Genomic DNA, 25,707 nt, shown 5'->3' on the forward strand with positions numbered 1-25,707 from the left:
AAAGGTGGCCGCTGAAAGCGGCAGATTTAAAGGATAAGGGTTGATCAGCGTTTGAGCATTGCCCGGATGTCGGCCAGGGCGTTGTTGCCGCGCGCGGCCTTCACCTCGACCGGTGCGTCGTCCAGGCCTTCCCAGGCCAGGTCGTCCGGTGGCAGTTCGTCGAGGAACCGGCTTGGCGTGCAGTCGATGATCTCGCCGTACTGCTTACGCTTGGCGGCGAAGGTGAAGGCCAGGGTCTGGCGAGCGCGGGTGATGCCCACGTAGGCCAGGCGGCGTTCCTCTTCGATGGTGTCGGCCTCGATGCTGGAGCGGTGGGGGAGGATCTCCTCCTCCATGCCCATGATGAACACGTACGGGAATTCCAGGCCCTTGGAGGCGTGCAGGGTCATCATCTGCACACCTTCGGCGTTTTCTTCCTCTTCCTGCTGGCGCTCGAGCATGTCGCGCAGCACCAGCTTGCCGATGGCGTCCTCGATGGTCATGTCACCCTCTTCGTCCTTCTCGAGGGTGTTCTTCAGCGCTTCGACCAGGAACCAGACGTTGCTGATGCGGAACTCCGCCGCCTTGTCGCTGGCGGTCTGCTGGCGGATCCAGTTCTCGTAGTCGATGTCGCGGATCATCTCGTGCAGCGCGGCGATCGGGTCTTCCAGGGCGACCTTGTGGCGCACCCCGTCGAGCCAGTGCTTGAAGCGCTGCAGGCGCTCGGTGTAGCGGGCGTCCAGGTGCTCGCCCAGGCCCAGTTCCTCGCTGGCGGCGTACATCGAGATACCGCGCTCGGTGGAATAGTTGCCGAGCTTTTCCAGGGTGGTCGAGCCGATCTCGCGGCGCGGCACGTTGATCACCCGCAGGTAGGCGTTGTCGTCATCCGGGTTCACCAGCAGGCGCAGGTAGGCCATGAGGTCCTTGACCTCCTGGCGGCCGAAGAAGCTGTTGCCGCCCGACAGGCGATACGGCACCTGGTGGTGCTGCAGCTTCAGTTCGATCAGCTTGGCCTGGTAGTTGCCGCGGTAGAGGATGGCGAAGTCGCTGTACGGGCGGTTGGTGCGCAGGTGCAGGGTGAGGATCTCCATGGCCACGCGTTCGGCCTCGGCTTCCTCGTTCTTGCAGCGGATCACGCGGATCTCGTCGCCCACGCCCATCTCGCTCCACAGCTGCTTTTCGAAAGCATGCGGGTTGTTGGCGATCAGCACGTTGGCGCAGCGCAGGATGCGGCTGGTGGAGCGGTAGTTCTGTTCGAGCATGACGATCTTCAGGGAGGGATAGTCCTCCTTGAGCAGCATCAGGTTCTCGGGGCGCGCGCCACGCCAGGCGTAGATCGACTGGTCGTCATCGCCCACCACGGTGAACTGGTTGCGCATGCCGATCAGCATCTTCACCAGCAGGTACTGGCTGGCGTTGGTGTCCTGGTATTCGTCCACCAGCAGGTAGCGCACGCGGTTCTGCCAGCGCTCGAGCACGTCGGGGTGCTCCTGGAACAGCTTGACCGGCAGCAGGATCAGGTCGTCGAAATCCACCGCGTTGAACGCCTTGAGCGTGCGCTGGTAGTGGGTGTAAACGATGGCGGCGGTCTGTTCGCGCGGGTTGCGCGCCTTTTCCAGGGCTTCGGCGGGCAGGATCAGGTCGTTTTTCCAGGCACCGATCATGTTCTTGATCTCGTCGATGCCGTCGTCGCCGGAGTATTCCTTCTGCATGATGTCCGACAGCAGCGCCTTGATGTCGGACTCGTCGAAGATCGAGAAGCCCGGCTTGTAGCCCAGGCGCTCGTGCTCCTTGCGGATGATGTTCAGGCCCAGGTTGTGGAACGTGCACACCGTCAGGCCCCGGCCTTCCCCCGGGCGCAGCAGGGTGGCGACCCGCTCCTTCATCTCGCGGGCGGCCTTGTTGGTGAAGGTCATCGCCACGATGTACTGGGCACGGATGCCGCAGTTCTGGATGAGGTGGGCAATCTTGCGCGTGATCACGCTGGTCTTGCCCGAGCCAGCACCGGCGAGCACCAATAGAGGGCCGCCGACGTAGTCACGGGCTTCCTGTTGCCGGGGATTGAGTCGGGACATGCTAGAAACCGGGGGTCGCCAGAAAATAGCCGCGCATTCTAACAGGCATGGGGCCGTTGTGGCGCGACCGTCTGACGTTTGAGTCAGACTTTTGTTCGGGGATAAGCATTAGTGAAACTAATGCTATTCACCGAAAAAATCGTAATTGCCGGTTTGACGACTTTCCCGCAGGATGCACGTCAAAATACGACGGGAGGCACTGCGGGCAAAGGATATGTCTAAAAGTGAAAATCATTTTCATTTATGCAGTAGCATGTCCGCCATCCAACGCTACACCTTTCGAGCCTTAAGGAGCCCGCTTGTCCACGCCTGTCGAACCTTTGCGTTTGCTGCTGTTGGCTGATGAGCCGGAATGGGCCGCCTTATTACGCGAATGCCTGCTGCCGCTGGACGGTAGCGCAGTTTTGCTGACCGCGCCGAACTGGGCGGCGGTCGATACCCTGTTCAGCCACGACCGCCAGGCCGTGGTGCTGGCCACGCCGGCGTTGCAGCCCGCGCCCGGGCGCTGCGAACTGCCGACCATCCTGTTGCTCGACCATGAACCCGACACTGCGCCCACTGGCGTCAGTGACTGGCTGGTGCGCGACCAGCTCAACGTCGATGCGCTGCGCCGCTCGCTGCGCCATGTGCGCGAGCGCGGTGTGCTGGTGGCCACCTTGCAGCGCCTGGCCGAACAGGACCCACTGACCGGCATCGCCAACCGCCAGGGCTTCCAGGCCCTGCTGACTACACGCCTGGCTGAGAACGAAGGTCGCGGCGTGGCCCTCGGCCACCTCGACCTGGACAACTTCCGCCATGTCAACGACGCCCTTGGCCATCAGTGCGGCGACCGCCTGATCCTGCAGGTGGTGTCGCGCCTCAAGCAGCAGCTGGAGGCTGGCGACCAGCTGGCGCGCCTGGGCAGCGACGAGTTCGCCCTGCTGATCGACACGCGGCGCGACGCGAACCGCGCCGAATGGATCGCCGAGCGTATCGTCGAGGCCCTGGCCGAACCCTACTGGATCGACGGCGAAAGCCTGTTGCTCGGCTGCAGCCTGGGCCTGGCGCATGCCCGCGCCCAGGGCGGGCCCGACCCGCTGATGTGGCATGCGCACATTGCCATGCGCCAGGCCAAGGGGAGCCAGGGCTGTACCTTCCACGTGTTCAACGAGCGCATCAACCGCAATGCGCGCAGCCTGGCCGACCTGGAAAGCGAGCTGCGCCGGGCGCTGCGCCGCGATGAACTGGAGCTGCACTACCAGCCGCGCTTGAACCTTGCCGATGGGCGCATCGTCGGCCTCGAGGCCCTGGTGCGCTGGCGCCATGCCGAGCGCGGCCTGCTGCCGCCCAGCGAGTTCGTGCCACTGGCCGAGCAGAGCGGGTTGATCGTGCCGTTGGGTTACTGGGTGATTTCCCGTGCCCTGCGCGACATGCAGGCGTTGCGCGAGCAGGGGCTTGCGCCGCTGCACATGGCGGTGAACCTGAGCTTCCGCCAGTTCCAGGACAGCCAATTGCTGGCCACCCTGAGCCGGCTGATCATCGAGCATGGTGTGGATGCCCGTTGGCTGGAATTCGAACTGACCGAAACGGCAGTGATGCGCCGCAACGAGCTGGTGCGTCAGACCATGGATGCCCTGGGGCGTCTGGGTGTGCGCTTCTCGCTGGATGACTTTGGTACCGGCTTCTCGTCCTTCGTGCACCTGAACAGCCTGCCGATCACCTTGCTCAAGGTCGACCGCAGTTTCGTTGCCGAGATGGAAATGCGCGAAGAGAACCGCAAGCTGGTGCATGCCATGATCAACCTGGCGCACAACCTCAACCTGGAAGTGGTGGCCGAGGGCGTGGAAAGCCCGGAGCAGATGGCCTTGCTGCGCGGGTTTGGCTGTGACCAGGTGCAAGGCTTCCTGGTCAGCAAGCCGCTGCCGGTGGGGGCGTTGATCGACTACCTGCTACAGGCATCCGACCGTCCCCTCTTGGCTGCCCTCTAGGGCCCTTTCGCGGGCGTGCCCGCTCCCACAGGAATATCACCGGTTTCGAAGGCTGCGGTGTACTTGTGGGAGCGGGCTTGCCCGCGAATAGGCCCTCAAGTCAGGCCGAAACAGTAGCCCCAACCCCGCCCTTGTCCAGCAACCGCTTCATCCGCCACTCAAAGCCGATGGTCAGCGCCACCGCCGCACAGGCCAGCCCCAACGCCAGCCCCCACCACACGCCCACCGCCCCGCCACCCAGGGTGAAGGTGAACAGCCAGGCACTCGGCGCGCCCACCAGCCAGTAGCAGCACAGCCCGATCAGGAAGGTGGTCTTGGCGTCCTTCAGGCCGCGGATCGAGCCCATCGCGATGGTCTGCATGCCATCGAACAGTTCGAACCATGCCGCCACCATCAGCAGTTGCACCGCCAGCTGGTAGATCGCGGTAAAGCCGGGGTCGTTGCGGTCGATGAACAGCCCCACCAGCGCCTCCGGCAACAGCAGGAACAACGCCGCGAAGGCAAACATGATGGTCGCCCCGAAGCCGATCCCCACGCGCCCGGCACTGCGCGCCGCCAGCAGGTTGCCGGCGCCGTAATACAGGCCCACACGCATGGTTACCGCATACGACAACCCGGTCGGCACCATGAACGCGGTGGAGACGATCTGCAGGGCGATCTGGTGCGCCGCCAGTTGCGTGCTGCCGAGCACGCCCATGCACAGCGCGGCGAAGGCGAACAGCCCGACTTCCACCATGTAGGTGCCGCCAATCGGCAGGCCCAGCCGCCACAACTCGCGCAGGGCAGGCAGCGAGGGGCGCGATAGCCCTTTGCGCAGTGGGTAGTCGGCATAGGCCGAGTGCCAGCGGATGTACAGCGCCAGGGCGATGGCCATGCCCATCGACACCACTGCGGTGACCAGGCCAATGCCCATCAGGCCCAGCTTGGGCAGGCCGAACATGCCCTCGATCAGGGCGACGTTGAACAGGTAGTTGAGGACTGTGCCGACCAGGCTGATGACCATCACCGGGGTCGAGCGCCCCAGCGCACTGGTGAAACCGCGCAGGGCCATGAAGGTCAGGTAGCCGGGCAGGGCCAGTGGCAGCAGGGTGAGGAACTCGGCGGCCGAGTCGACGTTCTCTGGCTGCTGGCCAAACAGCAACAGCACCGGCTTCAGGTTCCACAGCACCAGTGCCGCCAGCAGCGCCAGGCCCCAGGCCAGCCACAGGCCGTTCTGCGCCAGGCGGGTTGCCCCTTCGATGTCGTTGGCGCCCTTGCGGATCGCCACCAGGGTGCCGACGGCGGCAATCACACCCAGGCAGAAGATCGACACAAACGAATAGCTCGCCGCGCCCAGGCCACCTCCGGCCAGGGCCTGCGGGCTGATGCGGGCCATCATCAGGGTGTCGGTGAGCACCATCAGCATGTGCGCCAACTGCGAGGCGATCAGCGGCCCGGCCAGGCGCAGCAATGCCTTGAGTTCTTTGGTGGGCGCGACATGCATGGGTGTGGTCCTTGTGCCTGATCCTGTAAGCGAGGGACGATTCTGAGGCTTCGGTCAACTTTGCACAAAAGGATAAAAGCGATGGTTGGCATGAGTTCAACTCATGCATATATGATTCTGTGCATTCCATTCCCACCCCCGGATGACAGGTGCCCCATGTCCCGCCAGCTGCCTCCCCTCTATGCACTGCGCGCATTCGAAGCGGCTGCGCGGCTGAGCTCGTTCACCCGCGCCGGTGAAGAGTTGTCGATCACTCAGAGCGCGGTCAGCCGGCATATCCGCACCCTGGAAGACCACTTCGCCTGCAAGCTGTTCGTGCGCAGTGGCCGCAGCCTGCAACTGACCGAGGCGGCGCGGGTGCTGCTGCCCGGCGTGCGTGAAGGCTTTGCTGCGCTGGAGCGGGCCTGCGATACCTTGCGCGGGGAAGATGACATCCTGCGCATGAAGGCGCCGTCGACCCTGACCATGCGTTGGCTGCTGGCGCGGCTGAGCCAGTATCGCCACTTGCAGCCGGGCAACGAGGTGCAGCTGACCAGTGCCTGGATGGACGTCGACCATGTGGACTTCAACCAGGAACCGTTCGATTGTGCGGTGCTGCTCAGTGACGGGGTGTTCCCGGCGGACTGGGAGGTGCGCCGGCTGTTCTCCGAGCTGTTGATCCCGGTGGGGGCGCCGGATCTGCTGAAGGACGGGCCGTGGGACGAGCGGCGGCTGGCCGGCATCGAGCTGCTGCACCCGACCCCCGACAAGCGTGACTGGCGCGAATGGCTGGAGCGCATGGGGCTCAGCGACAAGGTGTCGCTCAAGGGCGGGCAGGTGTTCGATACCCTGGAGTTGGGCATGATCGCGGCGGCGCGGGGTTACGGCATTTCGATGGGTGACCTGTTGATGGTCGCCGAGGATGTGGCCCAGGGGCGCTTGAGCCTGCCTTGGCCGACAGCGGTGCCCAGTGGCATGGATTATTACCTGGTGTGGCCACGGACCCGGCCGGGCGGGGAGCGGCTGCGGCGCTTGAGTGTGTTTCTGCAAGAGGAAGCGGCGGCGGTGGACTTGCCCGCTGTGCAAATCCTGCCGGCCCTTTGACTGCCTTTGCCGGCCTCTTCGCGGGCCAGTCGGGGCGCCGAACCGCCGCTCCCACAGGTATCGCGCAAAGTCTGAAACCTGTGCATAACCCTGTGGGAGCGGGCTTGCCCGCGAAGAGGCCAGTACAGGCAAAAGGAAAACGTTTGCGAATACCCCGGCCCGACACTCAAGTATTCACAAGCGACGCCGATCTACTGGCACCAGCGTCCCGGAAGAGGGCGCGATTTCCCGTCGATATCAAGCGGGTGGTCAGCGTGATCAGGATGATCCCGGCCTCTTGCCAGGAGCTTCTTCATGTCTCAACCGCGTGCCCGAATTGCCTCGCAACTCGGTGTCGCCCTCGCCATCGTGCTGGCGCTGGTGATTTCCGGCAGTACCCTGTTCGCCCTGCGTGCGCTGGACGACGCCAACCTCGCCACCCGCCAGGCCCACCTGGCCAGCGAAGCGCGGCTGCTGGCCGACCAGCTCGATACTTTCCACGGTTCGCTCAAGGACAATACCCAGCGCCTGAGCGGCCTGTTCGAGCGCCGCTTCGCCTCGGGCCTGTCGTTGCATGCCGGCGAGACCGTGCAGGTCGCCGGCCAAAGCACGCCAGCCCTGTATCTGGGTGATCGGCTGCTGAACAACGATTTCCAGGTGGTCGACGAATTCCAGCAGATGACCGCCGGCATCGCGACCCTGTTCGTGCGCAGCGGCGATGACTTCGTGCGCATCAGCACCAACCTGAAGAAACAGGACGGCACGCGCGCCATCGGCACCCAGCTCGACCGCCAGCACCCGGCCTACACCAAGCTGCTGGCCGGGCAGATGTACGTCGGCCGCGCCGTGCTGTTCGAGCGCAACTACATGACCCGTTACGTGCCGGTCAGCGACAGCAACGGCCGGGTGATCGCGGTGTTGTTCGTCGGCTTCGACTACACCGATGCGCAGAACGCCCAGTTCGCCAACCTCAAGCGCTTCCGCATCGGCGCTACCGGCTCGCTGGCCATACGCGATGATCAGGGCCAATGGCTGGTACCACCGGCCAATGCTGACCAGGACCTGTTCAGCGCCAGTGCGCCGTTCGCCGAGGGCCCTTGGACCGTGGTCGCCAGCATGCCGAAGGCGGAAATCCGCGAGGTGACCTGGAGCGTCGGCCTGCGCCTGGCCATCGGCAGCCTGCTGGCGATGCTGCTGGCGGTGGCGGCCACCCTGTGGCTGCTGCGCCGCAAGCTGCGCCCGCTGGACGACCTGGTGCGCCAGGCCGAGGCACTGGGTGCCGGCGACCTGAATGCGCGGCTGAGCGTGACCAGCCACGACGAAATTGGCCAGCTGGCACGCAGCTTCAACCAGATGGGCGAGGCGCTGTCGACCATGGTCGAGCATATCCGCAGTGCCTCCGAGCAGGTCAGCAGCCGCGCGCGTTCGCTGTCGGGGCTGTCGACCGGTGCCTGTGAAGGCATGGACCAGCAGTCCGGCGAGATCACCAGCATGGCCGGTGCGGTGGAGGAGTTCAGTGCCACCTCGATGAACATCGCCGACAACATGGCCGGCACCGAGCGCATGGCCCGCGATAACGCCCAGCAGACCCGCATCGGCCGCAGCGCCATGGACGAAGCGTCGAGCTCGCTGCGGCAGATTGCCGAAGCGCTGGGTGGCACTGCCACGGTGATGGACAGCCTGGGCGCACGTTCGCAGGAGATCGGCGGCATCATCAGCGTGATCACCGCGATTGCCGAACAGACTAACCTGCTGGCCCTTAACGCCGCCATCGAAGCGGCCCGTGCCGGTGAGCAGGGACGCGGCTTTGCCGTGGTCGCAGATGAGGTGCGTGGGCTGGCAGCGCGCACGCGCCAGGCGACCGATGAAATTTCCGGGATGATCGGCAGCATCCAGCAGCAGACCGGGCATGCCATCAATACCCTGGAGCAGGGCAACCAGCTGATGCAGGAAGGGCTGGCGCGCAACGACAAAGTCGCCGAAGCGTTGGCGCGCATCGATGAGCAGAGCCGTGCGGCGGGTGAGCAGTTTGCCGTGATCAGCACGGCGACCCAGGAGCAGAGCAGCACCGCGACAGTGCTCAGCCGTAACCTGCAGAGCATTGCCCAGGCCAACAGCGAGCAGCGTGACGTGGCCAATGAACTGGCCTTTACCGCGCGGGAGCTGGAAGGGTTGGCGGCGCAGTTGCGCCAGGAAGTGGACCGCTTCCGCTGAGGTTGTACGGGGGCCGCTTTGCGGCCCATTCGCGGGCAAGCCCGCTCCCCCAGGATCTCCACAGGCCCCAGGCTTGCGCTGTACTTGTGGGAGCGGGCTTGCCCGCGAATGGGGGCGCAAAGCGCCCCTGATGTGTTACATCGAACCTAGGCTCAACGCCTGAGCGCAGGCCTGCAACGAACGCCGCTCGCTCTGCGCATACAGTGCCAGCTCATCCTCCACCTGCAGCCCCAGCGCCGCTTCAAACGCTTCGCGGTTGGCATTGCTGCCATACTCCGCCTGGCCTTCATCCCCCAGGTTCGACTGGAAGATCCCCGCCGCACTCACCGGCAGGAAGTCCTCGTACACCAGCGCCTCGAAGTGCACATGGCCGGCCGCGATCAGGCCTTCCAGCGTGGTCGGGCGATCCGCTTGCCCGCGCGCTGCCAGGCCCTTCTCGGTAGCGAAGTAGCGGAAATATGCCAACCCTTGCTCGCGCATCTGCGCCAGGTCATCCGGAAATTCGGTAAAGCTTTCCTGCAGCAGGGCCATGTAGCGCTCGGCATTGGCCTCGGCCGGCGCGCCACCCAGGGCGGCGCGGGTGACGTCGAGCAGCTTGTCGTACAGCTGGCGGCCTCTCGGCGTCAGCGCGGCGCCGCGCTGTTCGATTTCACCGAAGCGTGCGGTGTGGCTGCCCTGGTGATCGCTGAATGCAACCTTCTCCTGCAGTGCCTTGAAGCTGGTCTGGCGCAGCAGGATCGGGTGACGGCGGGTGGGCGGGCCTTCGACTACGGCTTTTGGCGGGATGCCCTTGGCCGGCATGCCGGCCTGGATCGCGTCGATGTCCAGGGTGCGCGGGGTCAGGTGGTTGATGTGCGGGCCCTTGAAGGCCACCACGTCGGCGATCAGGCGGTGCTGGTCGTGCAGCTGCTGGTACTGCTCGGCCGTGACCGTGGCGTCCTGGTGCCAGCGGAAGGTGTGCAGGGCTTCGCGGACGAACTCGTCGGCATCGGCTGCGTTCAGGCCACCATCGCGCTCGGATTGGGCAATCAGTTCGAGCGCGCGCGCGGTGAAGATCTTGCGCTTGCTCAGGATGCCCTGGGCCAGTTCGCGCAGTGGCAGGTTGTCGATCAGCTCCAGGCGCAGCAGCGAGGTGAACACACGGAACGGGCTGACGTGCAGCGACTGCTCATGCACGGCGCGGAACGCGGTGGAGTGCACCGGCACACCGGCAGAGCTGAGGTCGTAGTAACCGACCGGCGCCATGCCCATTACCGCGAACAGGCGGGCAATGGTCGCCAGCTCTTCGGCAGTGCCGACGCGGATGGCGCCGTGGCGCTCCTGGTCCAGGCGCTCGACCTCGCCGGTCCAGCGCAGGGCCTCGGCCACCTTGGGCTGTTCGGCCATGACCTGCTGGTTGATTTCGCTCACCAGCTCCAGCAGCGTGCCGTACAGTGGCACTTCCTGTTTGTACATGAGCGACATGGCGGCAGAGAACTGCGCGCGGATGCTGTCGGGGCTGACGAAATCGTGGGCGGGCATCGCTAGCTTCCTGGTTAGGTTCGGACGCTTACATGAAAGCTGGGAATGCACTTGGCTCACAAGCGAAAAAAAGTGAGTCAGTCATTCCATTTCTGATCGACCTCGAGGGCCCTTTCGCGGGCAAGCCCGCTCCCACAGGGATTAGATACAGTTTGAACCTTGCGCAGTACCTGTGGGAGCTGGCTTGCCGGCGATGGGCCGCAAAGCGGCCCCGGCAATCTCAAGCCTGCAGCTGCTCGCGAATCCATTCCACCAATGCCCTGACTTTAGGCACCTCCGCTGCATGTTCGGCATAGGCCAGGTAATGCTTGCCGGCACTTGGCATCGCGTGATTCCAGGCAATCACCAGGCTGCCCTCGGCCAACTCTTTCGCCACCAGGTATTGAGGCACCAACGCCACCCCACAGCCGGCCTGCGCCGCACTCAACGCCATGTAGAACGTATCGAACCGCGGCCCATGGTAGGCGCTGACACTGTGCAACCCCAGTTCCAGGAACCACTCATGCCAGGCCTCTGGCCGCGACGTGCTCTGCAGCAGCACCATGTCCGCCAATTCACCCGCATCCCTCAGCTCGCGCCCGGCCAGCAGCTCCGGCGCGCACACCGGCACCACTTCTTCGCCGAACAACTCGACGCAGGTGGCCCCCGGCCAAGTGCCCTGGCCGTAGAAGAACACCACATCCGCCGAGCCCTGCAGCAAGGCGAACGGCTCCATCTCGTTGCGGATGTCGAGGTGGATGTTCGCGTGGCGTTTGCCGAAGCCCTTGAGGTGCGGGATCAGCCAGCGCACGCCAAAACTCGGTTGAGTGGCTACCTTCAATATCTCGGTCTGCTCGCCGTAGGTGAGCACGTAGCGGCTCGACATGTCGACCTGGGTGAGGATCTTGTTCACCTCGGCCAGGTACAGGCTGCCAGCGGGCGTGAGTTGCAGGCGCCTGCGGATACGCAAGAACAGGTGGTGGCGCAGCATCTCTTCCAGCTGCGCCACCTGCTTGCTGACTGCACTCTGGGTCAGGTGCAATTCTTCGGCGGCACGGGTAAAGCTCAGGTGGCGGGCTGCAGCTTCGAAGCACTGCAGGGCGGTCATGGAGGGCACCAGGCGTTTGGACATAAGGGTCTCTGCGGCTCAAATCATTACCTGACGGAATGATATGCGGAATAAAGGTCGTTTGTTGCACCGGTGTGATCGGATTAATACTGATCCACATCATTTTTCCACCCCATCACCCGATGTAGGAGAAGCACAAATGGTTGCTGGATTGCTCGAGCGCCTTGGCGTTGCCGCCGAGGCTTACACCCAGGGCGACTACCCTGTTCACACGCCGATCGACGGCAGCCAGATCGCCTCGGTGAAATTGCTCGGCAAGGCCGAGACCATCGCCCGCATCGATCAGGCCCAGAGCGCCTTCGAAGCCTGGCGCAGCGTGCCGGCCCCGCGCCGTGGCGAACTGGTGCGCCTGTTCGGTGAGGTGCTGCGTGAGCACAAGGCCGACCTCGGCGAGCTGGTCTCGATCGAAGCCGGCAAGATCACCCAGGAAGGCCTGGGCGAAGTGCAGGAAATGATCGACATCTGCGATTTCGCCGTTGGCCTGTCGCGCCAGCTGTACGGCCTGACCATCGCGTCCGAGCGCCCCGGCCACCACATGCGTGAAACCTGGCACCCGCTGGGCGTGGTCGGCGTGATCAGCGCCTTCAACTTCCCGGTGGCCGTGTGGGCCTGGAACACCGCGCTGGCCCTGGTGGCCGGTAACTCGGTGGTGTGGAAGCCGTCCGAGAAGACCCCGCTGACCGCCCTGGCGTGCCAGGCGCTGTTCGAAAAAGCCCTGAAGGCGTTCGGTGACGCTCCGGCTGGCCTGGCGCAACTGGTGATCGGCGGCCGCGAAGCCGGCGAGGCCATGGTCGACGACCCACGCGTACCGCTGGTCAGCGCCACCGGCAGCACCCGCATGGGCCGTGAAGTCGGCCCACGTGTTGCGGCCCGCTTCGGCCGCAGCATCCTCGAGCTGGGCGGCAACAACGCCATGATCCTGGCCCCGAGCGCCGACCTCGACCTGGCCGTGCGCGGCATTCTGTTCTCCGCTGTCGGCACCGCCGGCCAGCGTTGCACGACGCTGCGTCGCCTGATCGTGCACCGCTCGATCAAGGACGAAGTGGTTGCCCGCGTCAAAGCCGCCTACGGCAAAGTGCGCATCGGTGACCCACGCAAGGACAACCTGGTTGGCCCGTTGATCGACAAGCAGTCGTTCGACGCCATGCAAGGTGCACTGGCCAAGGCCCGTGACGAGGGCGGGCAAGTGTTCGGTGGTGAGCGTCAGCTGGCCGACCAGTACCCGAACGCCTACTACGTCACGCCGGCCATCGCCGAGATGCCTGCGCAAAGCGACGTGGTGCGCCACGAAACCTTCGCGCCGATTCTCTACGTGCTGGCCTACGACGACTTCGAAGAGGCCCTGCGCCTGAACAACGAAGTGCCACAAGGCCTGTCGTCGTGCATCTTCACCACCGACATTCGGGAGGCCGAGCGCTTCCAGAGTGCTTCGGGCAGCGACTGCGGCATCGCCAACGTCAACATCGGCACCAGCGGCGCCGAGATCGGCGGGGCGTTTGGTGGCGAGAAGGAGACGGGCGGTGGTCGCGAGTCCGGTTCCGATGCCTGGAAAGGCTACATGCGTCGCCAGACCAACACCGTGAACTACTCGCGCGAGCTGCCGCTGGCGCAGGGTATCGTGTTCGACTGATGGCTTGATGCTGCATGGCCGGGGGCTTTGCCCCCGGTTCGCGGGCAAGCCCGCTCCCACAGGATCTCCACTGCCTTTCAGGTCTGTGTGGTCCCTGTGGGAGCTGGCTTGCCAGCGATGGGCTGCAAGGCAGCCGCAAACAAGAATAAATTGCTGGAGCCGGGCCATGTCCGAACTGCGTCAACAATGCTTGTGGGAACACGTCAGCCAACCGACCGTCGCCAGCCAGGCCTTGGCCGGTGAACACAAGGCTGATGTCTGCGTGATCGGCGGCGGCATCACCGGCCTGTCGGCGGCCATCCACCTGCTCGAACAGGGCAAGTCGGTAATCCTGCTGGAGGCCTGGAAGATTGGCCACGGCGGCTCCGGGCGCAACGTCGGGCTTGTCAACGCCGGCACCTGGATCCGCCCCGATGACGTCGAGGCAACCCTCGGCCACAAGCAGGGCAGCCGCCTGAACAAGGTGCTTGGCGAGGCCCCGGCACAAGTGTTCGCCATGATCGAACGCCTCGGCATCGACTGCCAGGCCCAGCACAAGGGCACGCTGCACATGGCGCACAACGCCACCGGTATCGCCGACCTCGAGGCCCGCCATGAGCAGTGGCGCCGCCGCGGTGCCGATGTCGAGCTGCTGACCGGCGCCCAGTGCCAGGAATACTGCGGTACCGACAAGATTTCCGCCGCGCTGCTCGACCGCCGCGCCGGCACCATCAACCCGATGGGCTACACCCAGGGCCTGGCCGCCGCCGTGGTGCGCCTGGGTGGCAAGCTGTTCCAGCAATCCTCGGTCGAAGGCCTTGAGCGCGAGGGCGACGGCTGGCGGGTGAAGACCGCGCGCGGCTCGGTGCGTGCCGACAAGGTGGTGATTTCCACTGGCGCCTACACCGAAGGCGACTGGAGCAACCTGCAGAAGCAGTTCTTCCGTGGCTACTACTACCAGGTGGCGTCCAAGCCGCTGCACGGCGGGGCGGCCGACAAGGTGCTGCCGCACGGCCAGGGCTCGTGGGACACCCGCACCGTGCTCAGCAGCATCCGCCGCGACGATCAGGGCCGGCTGCTGCTGGGCAGCCTTGGCCGGGTCGACAACAAGCCGGCCTGGTTCGTGCGCAGCTGGGCCGACCGGATCCAGAGCCATTACTACCCGGAGCTGGGCAAGGTCGAGTGGGAAATGCACTGGACCGGCTGCATCGACTTCACCCCTGACCACCTGATGCGGCTGTTCGAGCCGGCGCCGGGGCTGGTGGCGGTGACCGGCTACAACGGTCGTGGCAACACCACCGGGACCGTGATTGGCCGGGCGTTTGCCGAGTTCCTGCTGAAGGGCGAGCCGGACAGCCTGCCGATCCCGTTCTCGCCGATGAAGGGCGTGAGCGCGCCTTCGCTGCGCACGGCGTTCTATGAGTCCGGCTTCTCGCTGTACCACGCGGGGCAATGCCTGAGAGTGGTGTTGTAAGCGCTGGCCTCTTCGCGTCGAACCGCCGCGAAGAGGCCGGCACAGGCTTACTTGTGCAACCAGCTGAGGAAGCCGCCTTTCTTGATCGAAACCGGCTTCTGCAGCAACAGTGACTCCCGGCTCTGGCGCCTGAACCGCTGCAACTTGCTCAACGCTGTCTGCACCTCCCCACGCTGCACCAGGCAGCTCTTCACCTGTGCCTTCTCGATCCGATACAGCACGCAACTGGTCAAGGTCCGGAACTCGGCAAACGAGTCATCTTCATCGATGATCCCCTCGATCCCCAGCACCTCACCCGGCCCCATGCGCCCGGCCTCCAGCAGCTTGTCACCATCACGCACCGACGCTGAAACCACGCCGCTGCCAATCACCAGCAAATGATCGGACTGCTCACCTACGCCCAGGATCACCTGATCGGCCAGGTACTCCACAGCGGTCATGCGCTGGCTCAAGGCATCCCGTTCTTCGTCACTCAGCGAACGGAATACTCGCACTTCGTCCAGCACTTCGCGCTGGCGGCTGCGTGGCGGCATGGCCAGGTCGACGTTCCACATCACCCCACTGGCTTCCAGATGGCGGTGCGCCAGGTCGAACAACTGGTTGCGGGCATCGGTCTTGCCGCCCATGTCCGCGATGAAGCCGCTGGCTTCGTACTCCACCGACTCCAGCGTCGAAGTCTTCACCGTGACCTTGGGCCTGGGCGAGGGGAGGATCGCGCTGGTGCCCTGCAAGGCCTTCTCCAGGGCATCGAAAACCCGTCTGGGGCGAACCTTGGCCGGCACCACCACGCAGATCGACACGCCGTTCACATCGGCCGGGCGGCTGTGATTGAGCAGCCGTGCCTTGGCCGCCACCGAGTTGGGGATCACCGCCAGGCTGCCACTGCCGGTGAGCAGGCGCGTGGCGCGCCAGTCGATATCCAGCACCTTGCCCTCGGTGCCGTCGATGGAGATCGAATCGCCAATCTGATAGGGCCGCGTGGTGTTCAGCACGATGCCGCTGAACACGTCGGCCAGGGTGCTTTGCAGCGCCAGGCCGATGACGATGGCCATCACCCCGGAAGTGGCCAGCAGGCCCTTCACCGGCAGTTGCAGTACATAGCCCGCAGCGGCGACCACGGCCGCCAGGAAGATCAGCGCCCCCAGCACATCCTGCAACAGGCGCCCGCCGTGGCTGCCACGGGCCACCAGCAACAGGCCGAACACCACGGTCACCGTGCGCGCGCCGAACAGCCACCAGCCGATCGCCAGCACGGTGGCGATCAGGTTGCGCGACACATCGTCGGGCCACGGCGGCGGCTGTAGCGGGCTCATCCCGGCGGCCACCAGCACCGAGCTGAACAGCAGGAAGATCACCAGTCGCGTGCCAATGCGCCAGGCCCGGCGCGGGATCGGGATCAGCTGCCAGAGCACGAGGTCGAGCAGGATCAGGGCGGTACCGAGCAACAACGGGGACGACTGGATGAACGCCAGCATGGAAGTCTCGGGAGTGAGGGGAGGGCTGTGCGTAGTAATAGAGCAGCTTGCTCGGGCAAGCAATGCAGCCAGCAAATCCATTGCCGACAGATCGTTCCTTAAATGGAACGCTAAAGCCAAAAACCACTATCTACCGCTCCAAAGGTGTTGGTTTTAATCTTCTCCCATCAACGCGAAACACCCAACTTACTGAAAATCAAAACCCTTAGGAGCTACCGCCATGACCAACTTCAAATACAACCGCCTGAACAAAGACGACGCCGCTGTTCTGCTGGTCGACCACCAAGCTGGCTTGCTGTCCCTGGTGCGCGACATCGAGCCGGACGCCTTCAAGAACAACGTCCTGGCCCTGGCTGACCTGGCCAAGTTCTTCAACCTGCCGACCATCCTCACCACCAGTTTCGAGCAAGGCCCCAACGGCCCGCTGGTACCAGAACTGAAAGAACTGTTCCCGGACGCGCCGTACATCGCCCGCCCAGGCCAGATCAACGCCTGGGACAACGAAGACTTCGTCAAGGCAGTGAAGGCCACTGGCAAGAAGCAACTGATCATCGCCGGTGTGGTGACTGAAGTGTGCGTAGCCTTCCCGGCCCTGTCGGCCCTGGAAGAAGAGTTCGACGTGTTCGTGGTAACCGACGCTTCCGGGACCTTCAACGCCATGACCCGCGACGCCGCCCACGACCGCATGAGCCAGGCCGGCGCGCAACTGATGACCTGGTTCGGCGTGGCCTGTGAGCTGCACCGCGACTGGCGCAACGACATCGAAGGGCTGGCCGCGCTGTGCTCCAACCACATCCCGGACTACCGCAACCTGATGACCAGCTACAACGCCTTCAACGCCAACAAGTAAGCCGGGCGCCGGGCACCGACAGACGGTGCCCGGCGAGCGCAGCACACCTATCCAATCCATCGCCCGTCCGCCGTTGCACAGTGGATGCGGGCAAGCTCATCCCAAGGAACGCCGATGAACACCGCACGCCAAGACAACCGCAACGTGGTGACCCTGGTCATCCAGCACAAGGCACGCGCCGAGTCGCTGGCGGCTTACGAAGCGTGGCTCAAGCGCACGGTCAGCGCCGCGCGCCGCCAGCCGGGGCACCTGGACGTCAACGTCATCCGCCCCGATGAAGGCGGCCTGCACTTCACCACCGTGGTGCGCTTTGCCGATGCCAGCCTGCTGCAGGCCTGGGTCAATTCGGCCGAACGCCAGGCGCTGGTCAATGAAGTGCTGCCATTGCTCGAAGGCGGTGACCATACCCAGGTGCACGATGACCCGGAGTTCTGGTTCACCCCGCCCAGCGTCAACGCGGCGCAACCACCGCGCTGGAAGCAGGCACTGCTGACCTACCTGGTGATCTGCCCGATGACCATGGTCATTCCCCAGCTGCTGGCGCCGCTGTTCGCGCGCTTCCCGCAACTGGGCGGCCCGATCAGCGGCAACCTCATCGTCAACCTGTTCGTCATCCTGCCCGTGGTGTTCTACATCATGCCTTGGGTAACCCGCCGCTGCGCCAACTGGCTGCGCGGCTGAGCCACGCCTTCACCTTTCGGACTTTCAAGGAGATATCGACATGACCACCCTCGTGACCCGCGACGGCACTTCGATCTATTACAAGGACTGGGGCAGCGGCAAGCCGGTGCTGTTCAGCCACGGCTGGCCACTGGACGCCGACATGTGGGACTCGCAGATGGAGTTCCTGGCCAGCCGCGGCTACCGCGCCATCGCCTTCGACCGCCGTGGGTTCGGCCGTTCGAGCCAGCCGTGGACCGGTTACGACTACGACACCTTCGCCGATGATATCGCCCAGTTGATCGAACACCTCGACCTGCGCGACGTGACCCTGGTGGGCTTCTCGATGGGCGGTGGCGATGTCAGCCGCTACATCGCCCGCCATGGCAGCGAGCGGGTGGCCGGGCTGGTGCTGCTGGGCGCGGTGACCCCGGTGTTCGGCAAGCGCGACGACAACCCTGAAGGTGTCGACCTGTCGGTGTTCGAAGGCATCCGTGCTGGCCTGCGTGCCGACCGTGCACAGTTCATCGCCGATTTCGCCGCGCCGTTCTATGGCATCAACCATGGGCAGCAGGTTTCCCTGGGGGTACAGGCCCAGACCCTGAACATTGCGCTGATGGCGTCGATCAAGGGCACCCTGGATTGCGTGACCGCGTTCTCGGAGACCGACTTCCGTCCGGACATGGCCAGCATCGATGTGCCGACCCTGGTCATCCACGGCGATGACGACCAGATCGTGCCGTTCGAGACCACCGGCAAGCAGGCGGCCGAGCTGATTCGTGGGGCTGAGCTGAAGGTGTATGCCGGCGCGCCGCACGGGTTTGCGGTGACCCATGCCCAGCAGCTGAATGAGGATTTGCTGGCGTTCCTGCAGAAGTAATTGTGGAAGGCATTCGCGGGTGAACCCGCTCCCACAGGGAAAGCAGTATCTGTAGGAGCGGGCGAGCCCGCGAAGAGGCCTGCCCAGGCAGCACAACTGTTGAACAGGGCTAACCTTCTTCAACTCACCGCACATCCATCCAAGCCCTGACCTTGCATCAACCGGCATGCTTCGCAGTCGCCCCTGCCGGCCCCAGTCGGAGAAGCCCATGTCCCAGGACCGCAACGACAAGACCCGTCGCCAGTTCCTCGCCACCAGCACCGTGCTAGGTGCGGCCGGCGCCCTCTGGTCCGCATTGCCCTTCACCGGCCAAGCCGGTTCCGCCCACGCATCCACCCAAGGAGGTTCCATGACCGCCGACCTGATTCTGTTCAACGGTAAACTGCACACCGTTGACCGCGAAAAGCCCACCGCCACCGCCGTCGCCATCAAGGACGGTCGCTTCATTGCCGTGGGCAACGACGCCGAGGCCATGGCCCACAAGGGCAGCGCCACGCAGATCATCGACCTCAAGCAGCGCACGGTGATCCCCGGCCTGAACGACTCGCACCTGCACCTGATCCGCGGTGGCCTGAACTACAACCTGGAACTGCGCTGGGAAGGCGTGCCGTCGGTGGCCGACGCCCTGCGCATGCTCAAGGACCAGGCAGCGCGTACGCCGACCCCGCAGTGGGTGCGTGTGGTCGGTGGCTGGAACGAATTCCAGTTCGCCGAAAAACGCATGCCGACCCTGGAAGAAATCAACCAGGCCGCGCCCGACACCCCGGTGTTCCTGCTGCACCTGTATGACCGCGCGCTGCTCAACCGCGCCGCGCTCAAGGCCGTCGGCTACACCAAGGACACACCGAACCCGCCGGGTGGCGAGATCCAGCGTGACAAGTTCGGCAACCCGACCGGCATGCTGATCGCCCGTCCCAATGCGATGATCCTCTACGCCACCCTGGCCAAGGGGCCGAAGCTGCCACTGGAATACCAGGTCAACTCCACCCGCCAGTTCATGCGCGAACTGAACCGCCTGGGCCTGACCAGCGCCATCGATGCCGGCGGCGGCTACCAGAACTTCCCGGACGACTACCAGGTGATCCAGGAACTGGCCGACAACAACCAGCTGACCGTGCGCATCGCCTACAACCTGTTCACCCAGAAGCCCAAGGAAGAGCTCGACGACTTCCGCAAGTGGACATCCAGCGTCAAGCTGCACAGCGGCACCGACTTCCTGCGCCACAACGGTGCTGGCGAGATGCTGGTGTTCTCCGCCGCCGACTTCGAGGACTTCCTCGAGCCACGCCCGGACCTGCCGCAGACCATGGAAGAAGAGCTGGAGCCCGTGGTGCGCCACCTGGTCGAGCAGCGCTGGCCGTTCCGCCTGCATGCCACCTACAACGAATCGATCACGCGCATGCTCGACGTGTTCGAGAAGGTCAACCGCGACATTCCGTTCAACGGCCTGCCGTGGTTCTTCGACCATGCCGAAACCATCACCCCGCAAAACATCGAGCGCGTGCGTGCGCTGGGTGGCGGCATCGCCATCCAGGACCGCATGGCCTTCCAGGGTGAGTACTTCGTCGACCGCTACGGCGCCAAGGCGGCCGAGCAGACCCCGCCGATCAAGCGCATGCTCGAGATGGGCGTGCCGGTGGGTGCCGGTACCGATGCCACCCGCGTGTCCAGCTACAACCCGTGGACCTCGCTGTACTGGCTGGTCAGCGGCAAGACCGTTGGCGGCATGGAGCTGTACAAGGAAGGCCTGGATCGCGAAACCGCACTGCAGCTGTTCACCCAGGGCAGCGCCTGGTTCTCCAGCGAGCAGGGCAAGAAGGGCCAGATCAAGGTAGGCCAGCTGGCCGACCTGGCGGCACTGTCGCTGGACTTCTTCAGTGTCGATGAAGAGGCGATCAAAGGTATCGAGTCGGTGCTGACGGTCGTTGACGGCAAGGTGGTGTATGGCGCGGGCGAATTCGACAAGCTCGGCCCACCTCAGGTGCCGGTGCTGCCGGAATGGTCGCCAGTGGCCAAGGTGCCGGGGCACTGGCGTGTAGGCACGCCGTCGCTGGCGGCAGCCGTGCACCAGTGCAGCGGGCCGTGTGGGGTGCATGCGCACAGCCATGAAAAGGCGCGGCATTCGAGCGTGCCGGTGAATGACTACCAGGGCTTCTGGGGCGCGCTGGGTTGCTCGTGCTTCGCGTTCTAAGCTGAGCTGATGTGAAAGGGGGCCAGTTATTGGCCCCCTTTTTCGTTCCTTCAGTGCTGGCCTCTTCGCGGGCAAGCCCGCTCCCACAGGTACTGCACAGCCCTCAGGACCTGCGCGGTCCCTGTGGGAGCGGGCTTGCCCGCGAAGAGGCCGGTAAGGCCTGCTTCAATGGTGTGCCTTGTGTTCAACGCCAGCCAACAGGTGGCGGATCTTCACCTCGACCCCATCGGTCTGCAGCATCCGCACCCGCGCCTCGATCTTGAGCTCCCCCCGGGTCACCCGATGGTGATGCCGCAAATGCTCCAGCCATGACTCCTCGAAGAAAAACTCCAGCCATAGCGCAGGATCTGCACTGTCCCGCATCAACCCCCACGACAATGCGCCATTGCGCTTGCGCATCGCCTCAAGCTCCCGCGCCGCTTGCTGGAACGCCTCGGCCTTGGCTGGATCGATGTGGTACTCGACGGTGACCATCACTGGCCCGCTTTCTTTGTCCATGTCATCGCTGAGCACCGGCACCGGCCAGTGCAGCGACGGCGTCAGTTCCTCGGCTTCGGTCTCCGGCAAGGTGACCTTGCAGGTCAGCAAGGTACCCAGCGCCAGGCCGCCTGAGGCCAGCAACAGGCTCAGGGTGATCGATGCATGACTGGCCAGTGTGCCCCACAGCAAGCCACCGCTGGCCATGGCGCCGAAGAAGAACAGGATGTACACCGACAACGCCCGCGCCCGTACCCAGGCCGGTACCGAGGTCTGCGCCGCGACCTGCAGGTTGGACAGCACCGCGATCCACGCCGCGCCACTGAGCAGCATCGCCGGTAGCAGCGCGTAGAAGTTGCGCACCAACGCCAGGGCCAGCAGGAACAGGGCATACAGCAGGCTGGCCAGCAGCACCAGGCGGTCGCGGCTGATGCGCTCGCGCAGCCGAGGCAGCAGCGTGGCGCCGGCCACCGCGCCGATGCCGATGGCCGCCAGCAGCAGGCCGAAGTCGGCCGCGCTGCCATGCATTTCGCCGCGCACGATCAGTGGCAGCAACGAGGTCCCGGCGCTGGCGCAGAAAAAGAACGCCAACGCCCGCAACAGCACGGCCTGCAAGGGCTTGGCACTGCGGGCGAAGCGCAGGCCGGTGCGCATGGCGGCGACGAAGCGCTCGGCCGGCAGCAGCGGCTCCTTCACCTCACGCTTCCACAGCAACAGCACCAGGATCACGCCGGCAAAAGACACGGCATTGAGGGCGAACGTCAGCCACGGGCCGACCATGCTCACCACCACGCCGGCCAGCGCCGGACCGATGGCGCGCGACACGTTGATGCCGACGCTGGAAATGGCCACCGCGTTGGCCAGGTCTTCCTTGCCCACCAACTCCGGTGTCAGCGCGCTCCAGGCCGGCATCATCAGCGCCGTGCCGATGCCCAGCGCCAATGTCAGCACCAGCAGCAGGGTGACATTCATCAGCCCAAGCAGCGTCAGGGCCGCCAGCACCACGGCCACCGATGACATCCACAACTGCACCAGCAGCAGGTAGCGGCGCTTGTCGACGATATCGGCCGCCGCGCCGGCCGGCAGGGCAAGAAAGAACATCGGCAGCGAGCCAGCCACCTGGATCAGCGCCACGTGCAGTGGGTTGGTTGACAGCGTGGTCATTAGCCAGCCAGCGCCCACTTCGTGCATCCAGGTGCCGATGTTGGAGGCGATGGTGGCGATCCACAGCATGCGGAAGGTGGTGTTGCGCAACGGGCTCCAGGCGCCTGAAGGGGAACTGTTCATGTCAGAAGCTGCCTTTGAGAGGGTATTCGATGATCAGGTAGATGCGGTCGATGTCATCGCCGGCCTGGGCCAGGTTGGCGCGGTGGCTGACGTGGGAGAACGACAGGCTGAGGTCCTTGGCGGTACCGGAATGGACCACGTATTTCAGGTCGATGTCGCGTTCCCAGTGTTTGCCACCCTCGCCATACTGATTCACGTAGGCGCCGCTGGCCGGGGCGTGGCTGCCATCGATGCCGCGGCCGCTGACGTAGCGGCCCATCAGGCTCAGGCCAGGGATGCCGAGGGTGGCGAAGCTGAGGTCGTAGCGCAGTTGCCACGAGCGCTCGCCGGGGCCGTTGAAGTCGGCGTACTTGATCGAGTTGGCCAGGTAGATGGAGTCGCCACCGACGAAATCGAACGGCGTGTCGCCCTCGACCTTCTGGTAAGCCAGGCTCAGGGCCTGAGCGCCGAAGCTGTACTTGCCCAGCAGGCTGTAGGCGAGGGTGTCGATCGCCCCCGCGCTGGCATTGCCGGTGTCGCGGGTCTTGTAGAGATTGCCGTCCAGGCGCCAGTTGCCCTCGGCCAGGTTCAGGTTGAGGTAGGCCTGGCGCCAGGTGTCCTCCAGTTGCCCGGCGTACAACGCACCGCCGAAGGGGCCGCTTGGCGCAAAGGTGGCGCCGGCCAGGCTGATGGCGCGATTGTGGGTGGTGGCGCCGTAGCCGCTGAAGTCGTCGTGGGTGGAGCTGTTGTCCTGGTTGTTGAAGGCTGTGAAGTGCCCGGCCTGCAGGCGCCAGTCGGGCAGGCCGGTGTTGTCCACCAACCAGCCGGTGGCGTACTCCGGGTGCAGGCGCTTGTCGCCGGTGTCGAACACTGGAGTTTCTACGGTCATTTCGCCGTAGCGCAGCTGGGTGTAGCCCAAGCGCAGCTTGAGCGCGGCTCCAGCGCTGGAGTAGTCGGACTCGGCGCGGCCATCGCTGTCGCGCGGCAGCAGGCCGGTGCCGGCATGGCCGCGGCCGCCGTCGAGCTTGAGGCCGAGGAAGCCATGGGCGTCGAGGCCGACGCCGAGCGTGCCTTCGGTGAAGCCCGAGCGGACCTCGCCGATGAAGCCCTGGGCCCATTCCTGGCGGTAGTTCTGGCCGCTGGCGGAGGGCGAGCGGAAGTCGCTGTGCAGGAAATAGTTGCGGCTTAGCAGCGACCAGCCGGCATCTTCTGCCTGACTGAATGCCGGGTAAAGGGCGAGGGTAGCGAGCAGGGCGCGGCCTGGTCCGTGATTGGCGCGGATCATGGGGCCTCCAAGGGGGATGATCCGGGACTGTGGAGCAAGGATAGGCCAGCGGTCTTGTAACTGTGTGCTGGGGAATTTCCTTTACCTGTGCCGGCCTCTTCGCGGGCACGCCCGCTCCCACAGGATCACCTCAGGCCTGAGGTGTGCGCTATCTCTGTGGGAGCGGGCTTGTCGAGGCGTCGAACTGCCGCGAAGAGGCCGGTACAGGCGGCCTGAGACTCAAGCCATGTCGCTGATGGCGAACTCTTCGGCCAGGTGATCGATCAGTGCCCGCACCGACGGCAGCAACCCGCGCCGCGACGGGAAGATCGCATGCACGATGCCGCAACGCGGGTGCCAGTCTGGAATCAGCTCCACCAATCGCCCCGCCGCCAGGTCTTCACGCACCGCCACCCGCGGCAAATGCGCAATGCCCACGCCAGCCACCACGAAGTGGCGCAGGGCGAACAGGTCATCGGTGACCATGCGTGGCGTATGCGGGATGACGATGCTGCGGCTGTTGTCCTCGCCCTGGAACAGCTCCCACTGGTACTCCCGCTGGGCGCTGCCCCAGTGCAGGCTCGGCAGCGTGCCGAGCAGCTGCGGGTCAAAGCCCTTCGGCAGTTGTTCCAGGTACTGCGGCTGGCCGACCAGGCACTGGGTGCTGTTGCTCAACACCTTCATCACCATGTCGGTGTTCTCCAACGGCGGGAAACGCACCCGCAGGGCAATGTCGAAGCCCTCGTGCAGCAGGTCGACACGGCGGTTGGTGCTCTCGATGAACAGCTCCACCTGCGGGTACTTGAGCATATAGCGGGTCAGCATCGGCCCGACCCAGGAATTGAGCAGGGTGGTCGGGCAGCTGATGCGCACCAGCCCGCGCGGTTCGCTGCGGTTGCGCTCGATGATCTCTGCCGCACCCTCGGCTTCCACGCGCATTGCCAGGCAACGGTTGTAGTAGGCCTGGCCGATCTCGGTCAGTGAGCAGTGGCGGCTGGTGCGGTGCAGCAGGCGCACGCCGAGGCGGTCCTCAAGGTCGGCGATGCGCCGGCTGAGCTTCGACTTGGGCATGTCCAGCGCCCGCCCGGCCGGGGCGAAGCCACCGTGCTCCACGACTTGGGTGAAGTAGTAGAGGGAATTGAGGTCTTCCAATGATCGTTCTCCAGATGGAACGCTAAAGGCAATTTTCGCAGTCTACCGCCGTAAAGGTGATGATTTTAATCTGTGCCCATCAACGCGAAACACCCCGGATTGCTGAAAAATTCATAAACCTTAGGAGCACAGACCATGAGCAAATTCACCTACAACCGCCTGAACAAAGACGACGCCGCAGTCCTGCTGGTCGACCACCAGGCAGGCCTGCTGTCCCTGGTCCGCGACATCGAGCCGGACAAGTTCAAGAACAACGTGCTGGCCCTGGCCGACCTGGCCAAGTTCTTCAACCTGCCGACCATCCTCACCACCAGCTTCGAGCAAGGCCCCAACGGCCCACTGGTGCCAGAACTGAAAGCACTGTTCCCGGATGCCCCGTACATCGCCCGCCCAGGCCAGATCAACGCCTGGGACAACGAAGACTTCGTCAAGGCAGTGAAGGCCACCGGCAAGAAGCAGCTGATCATTGCCGGTGTGGTAACCGAGGTTTGCGTGGCCTTCCCGGCGCTGGCGGCGCTGGAAGAAGAGTTCGACGTGTTCGTGGTGACCGACGCTTCCGGCACCTTCAACGAAATGACCCGTGATGCTGCCCATGACCGCATGAGCCGGGCTGGCGCGCAACTGATGACCTGGTTTGGCGTGGCCTGTGAGCTGCACCGCGACTGGCGCAACGACATTGAAGGGCTGGCGGCGCTGTGTTCCAACCATATTCCGGATTATCGGAACCTGATGACCAGCTACAACGCGCTGACGGCTGGTAAGTAACAGCTAGGATTTCTGGTTCAAGGGCCGACCCCGATTGCGGGGTCGGCTTTTTTTTGTGTGATGGTTGTGATGTGCCTGTCTTGATGGGGTGTCAGGGCTGCAATGTGCCCGCCTTGAGGTTTACTGCGCCTGTGAGATCGAGCGCCGCCCGCGCGGCGCATCGCGAGCTGCGCTCGCTTGTGTCTTCGAAGGAGGTAAGGTGTTAGGTGAGAGGGGTGGACGGCAAGCTGCTAGC

Annotated in this window: 18 protein-coding genes and 1 pseudogene; 11 read left to right on the plus strand and 8 right to left on the minus strand. The window is 64.7% G+C overall.

Annotated features, from left to right (window positions below; all coding sequences use genetic code 11):
• Positions 1–44: 44 nt before the first annotated feature.
• Complete coding sequence (gene rep / locus CAF78_RS17790; RefSeq protein ID WP_027917001.1) at positions 45–2,054, minus strand: DNA helicase Rep; 2,010 nt, start codon at positions 2,052–2,054, stop codon at positions 45–47.
• Positions 2,055–2,353: 299 nt separating this feature from the next.
• Between rep and CAF78_RS17795 the strand changes: the two genes are divergently transcribed.
• On the plus strand, positions 2,354–4,021 hold the full coding sequence (locus tag CAF78_RS17795) for a bifunctional diguanylate cyclase/phosphodiesterase (protein ID WP_085676462.1): 1,668 nt from the start codon (positions 2,354–2,356) through the stop codon (positions 4,019–4,021).
• 100 nt (positions 4,022–4,121) lie between these two features.
• On the opposite strand, the gene CAF78_RS17800 is transcribed toward CAF78_RS17795, so the two are convergent.
• On the minus strand, positions 4,122–5,504 hold the full coding sequence (locus CAF78_RS17800) for a NorM family multidrug efflux MATE transporter (protein ID WP_085676461.1): 1,383 nt from the start codon (positions 5,502–5,504) through the stop codon (positions 4,122–4,124).
• Positions 5,505–5,660: 156 nt separating this feature from the next.
• Between CAF78_RS17800 and CAF78_RS17805 the strand changes: the two genes are divergently transcribed.
• The 3 genes and pseudogenes from CAF78_RS17805 to CAF78_RS29090 all read left to right on the plus strand — a co-directional run bounded on the left by CAF78_RS17805 (position 5,661) and on the right by CAF78_RS29090 (position 8,780).
• On the plus strand, positions 5,661–6,587 hold the full coding sequence (locus CAF78_RS17805; protein ID WP_085676460.1) for a LysR substrate-binding domain-containing protein: 927 nt from the start codon (positions 5,661–5,663) through the stop codon (positions 6,585–6,587).
• A 294-nt stretch (positions 6,588–6,881) separates the two neighbouring features.
• A pseudogene (locus CAF78_RS29085) lies at positions 6,882–7,925 on the plus strand (Cache 3/Cache 2 fusion domain-containing protein); the annotation flags it as partial.
• A gap of 132 nt (positions 7,926–8,057) precedes the next feature.
• Entirely contained in the window at positions 8,058–8,780 is a 723-nt protein-coding gene (locus tag CAF78_RS29090; protein WP_371857112.1) for a methyl-accepting chemotaxis protein, read from the plus strand.
• A 135-nt stretch (positions 8,781–8,915) separates the two neighbouring features.
• Here CAF78_RS29090 and CAF78_RS17815 read toward each other — a convergent pair whose 3' ends face one another.
• Both CAF78_RS17815 and CAF78_RS17820 read right to left on the minus strand, forming a co-directional pair.
• Entirely contained in the window at positions 8,916–10,301 is a 1,386-nt protein-coding gene (locus tag CAF78_RS17815) for a VOC family protein (RefSeq protein ID WP_085676458.1), read from the minus strand.
• 220 nt (positions 10,302–10,521) lie between these two features.
• Complete coding sequence (locus tag CAF78_RS17820; protein ID WP_085676457.1) at positions 10,522–11,412, minus strand: LysR family transcriptional regulator; 891 nt, start codon at positions 11,410–11,412, stop codon at positions 10,522–10,524.
• Positions 11,413–11,548: 136 nt separating this feature from the next.
• Here CAF78_RS17820 and CAF78_RS17825 point away from each other — a divergent pair, with 136 nt between their 5' ends.
• Positions 11,549–13,039, plus strand: coding sequence for an aldehyde dehydrogenase family protein (locus tag CAF78_RS17825; RefSeq protein ID WP_085676456.1), 1,491 nt, complete (start codon positions 11,549–11,551; stop codon positions 13,037–13,039).
• Between the two features lie 166 nt (positions 13,040–13,205).
• Entirely contained in the window at positions 13,206–14,492 is a 1,287-nt protein-coding gene (locus tag CAF78_RS17830) for an FAD-binding oxidoreductase (RefSeq protein WP_085676455.1), read from the plus strand.
• A gap of 47 nt (positions 14,493–14,539) precedes the next feature.
• On the opposite strand, the gene CAF78_RS17835 is transcribed toward CAF78_RS17830, so the two are convergent.
• Positions 14,540–15,967 (minus strand): mechanosensitive ion channel family protein, encoded by a 1,428-nt coding sequence (locus CAF78_RS17835; RefSeq protein WP_085676454.1) that lies wholly within the window; start codon positions 15,965–15,967, stop codon positions 14,540–14,542.
• A 220-nt stretch (positions 15,968–16,187) separates the two neighbouring features.
• Between CAF78_RS17835 and ycaC (CAF78_RS17840) the strand changes: the two genes are divergently transcribed.
• The 4 genes from ycaC (CAF78_RS17840) to CAF78_RS17855 all read left to right on the plus strand — a co-directional run bounded on the left by ycaC (CAF78_RS17840) (position 16,188) and on the right by CAF78_RS17855 (position 20,548).
• Positions 16,188–16,817: an isochorismate family cysteine hydrolase YcaC gene (ycaC, locus tag CAF78_RS17840; protein WP_085676453.1), complete on the plus strand. Its 630-nt coding sequence runs from the start codon at positions 16,188–16,190 to the stop codon at positions 16,815–16,817.
• A gap of 114 nt (positions 16,818–16,931) precedes the next feature.
• The gene (locus CAF78_RS17845; RefSeq protein ID WP_085676452.1) at positions 16,932–17,498 is read left to right on the plus strand and encodes an antibiotic biosynthesis monooxygenase; all 567 of its coding nucleotides are present in this window, start codon (positions 16,932–16,934) and stop codon (positions 17,496–17,498) included.
• A gap of 40 nt (positions 17,499–17,538) precedes the next feature.
• Positions 17,539–18,357, plus strand: coding sequence for an alpha/beta fold hydrolase (locus tag CAF78_RS17850; RefSeq protein WP_085676451.1), 819 nt, complete (start codon positions 17,539–17,541; stop codon positions 18,355–18,357).
• Between the two features lie 349 nt (positions 18,358–18,706).
• Positions 18,707–20,548, plus strand: a complete 1,842-nt coding sequence (locus CAF78_RS17855; protein WP_176247327.1) for an amidohydrolase — start codon at positions 18,707–18,709, stop codon at positions 20,546–20,548.
• Positions 20,549–20,713: 165 nt separating this feature from the next.
• Here the strand turns inward: CAF78_RS17855 and CAF78_RS17860 are convergent, their stop codons facing one another.
• The 3 genes from CAF78_RS17860 to CAF78_RS17870 all read right to left on the minus strand — a co-directional run bounded on the left by CAF78_RS17860 (position 20,714) and on the right by CAF78_RS17870 (position 24,707).
• Positions 20,714–22,312: an MFS transporter gene (locus tag CAF78_RS17860; RefSeq protein WP_085676449.1), complete on the minus strand. Its 1,599-nt coding sequence runs from the start codon at positions 22,310–22,312 to the stop codon at positions 20,714–20,716.
• Position 22,313: 1 nt separating this feature from the next.
• On the minus strand, positions 22,314–23,576 hold the full coding sequence (locus tag CAF78_RS17865; protein ID WP_085676448.1) for an OprD family porin: 1,263 nt from the start codon (positions 23,574–23,576) through the stop codon (positions 22,314–22,316).
• A gap of 219 nt (positions 23,577–23,795) precedes the next feature.
• A complete protein-coding gene (locus CAF78_RS17870) occupies positions 23,796–24,707 on the minus strand; it encodes a LysR substrate-binding domain-containing protein (protein ID WP_085676447.1) in 912 nt (303 codons plus the stop codon).
• Between the two features lie 135 nt (positions 24,708–24,842).
• Between CAF78_RS17870 and ycaC (CAF78_RS17875) the strand changes: the two genes are divergently transcribed.
• On the plus strand, positions 24,843–25,472 hold the full coding sequence (gene ycaC, locus CAF78_RS17875) for an isochorismate family cysteine hydrolase YcaC (protein WP_019096456.1): 630 nt from the start codon (positions 24,843–24,845) through the stop codon (positions 25,470–25,472).
• Positions 25,473–25,707: the final 235 nt, after the last annotated feature.

The sequence above is a fragment of the Pseudomonas sp. R28(2017) genome, assembly GCF_002112505.1.
Taxonomy (GTDB): Bacteria; Pseudomonadota; Gammaproteobacteria; order Pseudomonadales; family Pseudomonadaceae; genus Aquipseudomonas.

Bases quoted from the DNA above. Each gene is read 5' to 3' on its own strand.
- CAF78_RS17820 (WP_085676457.1), bottom strand. From the start codon at position 11,412: ATGTCCAAACGCCTGGTGCCCTCCATGACCGCCCTGCAGTGCTTCGAA.
- CAF78_RS17800 (WP_085676461.1), bottom strand. From the start codon at position 5,504: ATGCATGTCGCGCCCACCAAAGAACTCAAGGCATTGCTGCGCCTGGCC.
- CAF78_RS17830 (WP_085676455.1), top strand. From the start codon at position 13,206: ATGTCCGAACTGCGTCAACAATGCTTGTGGGAACACGTCAGCCAACCG.
- CAF78_RS17815 (WP_085676458.1), bottom strand. From the start codon at position 10,301: ATGCCCGCCCACGATTTCGTCAGCCCCGACAGCATCCGCGCGCAGTTC.
- CAF78_RS17825 (WP_085676456.1), top strand. From the start codon at position 11,549: ATGGTTGCTGGATTGCTCGAGCGCCTTGGCGTTGCCGCCGAGGCTTAC.
- ycaC (WP_019096456.1), top strand. From the start codon at position 24,843: ATGAGCAAATTCACCTACAACCGCCTGAACAAAGACGACGCCGCAGTC.
- CAF78_RS17835 (WP_085676454.1), bottom strand. From the start codon at position 15,967: ATGCTGGCGTTCATCCAGTCGTCCCCGTTGTTGCTCGGTACCGCCCTG.
- CAF78_RS17860 (WP_085676449.1), bottom strand. From the start codon at position 22,312: ATGAACAGTTCCCCTTCAGGCGCCTGGAGCCCGTTGCGCAACACCACC.
- CAF78_RS29090 (WP_371857112.1), top strand. From the start codon at position 8,058: ATGGCCGGTGCGGTGGAGGAGTTCAGTGCCACCTCGATGAACATCGCC.
- CAF78_RS17805 (WP_085676460.1), top strand. From the start codon at position 5,661: ATGTCCCGCCAGCTGCCTCCCCTCTATGCACTGCGCGCATTCGAAGCG.
- CAF78_RS17855 (WP_176247327.1), top strand. From the start codon at position 18,707: ATGACCGCCGACCTGATTCTGTTCAACGGTAAACTGCACACCGTTGAC.
- CAF78_RS17850 (WP_085676451.1), top strand. From the start codon at position 17,539: ATGACCACCCTCGTGACCCGCGACGGCACTTCGATCTATTACAAGGAC.
- rep (WP_027917001.1), bottom strand. From the start codon at position 2,054: ATGTCCCGACTCAATCCCCGGCAACAGGAAGCCCGTGACTACGTCGGC.
- CAF78_RS17845 (WP_085676452.1), top strand. From the start codon at position 16,932: ATGAACACCGCACGCCAAGACAACCGCAACGTGGTGACCCTGGTCATC.
- ycaC (WP_085676453.1), top strand. From the start codon at position 16,188: ATGACCAACTTCAAATACAACCGCCTGAACAAAGACGACGCCGCTGTT.
- CAF78_RS17865 (WP_085676448.1), bottom strand. From the start codon at position 23,576: ATGATCCGCGCCAATCACGGACCAGGCCGCGCCCTGCTCGCTACCCTC.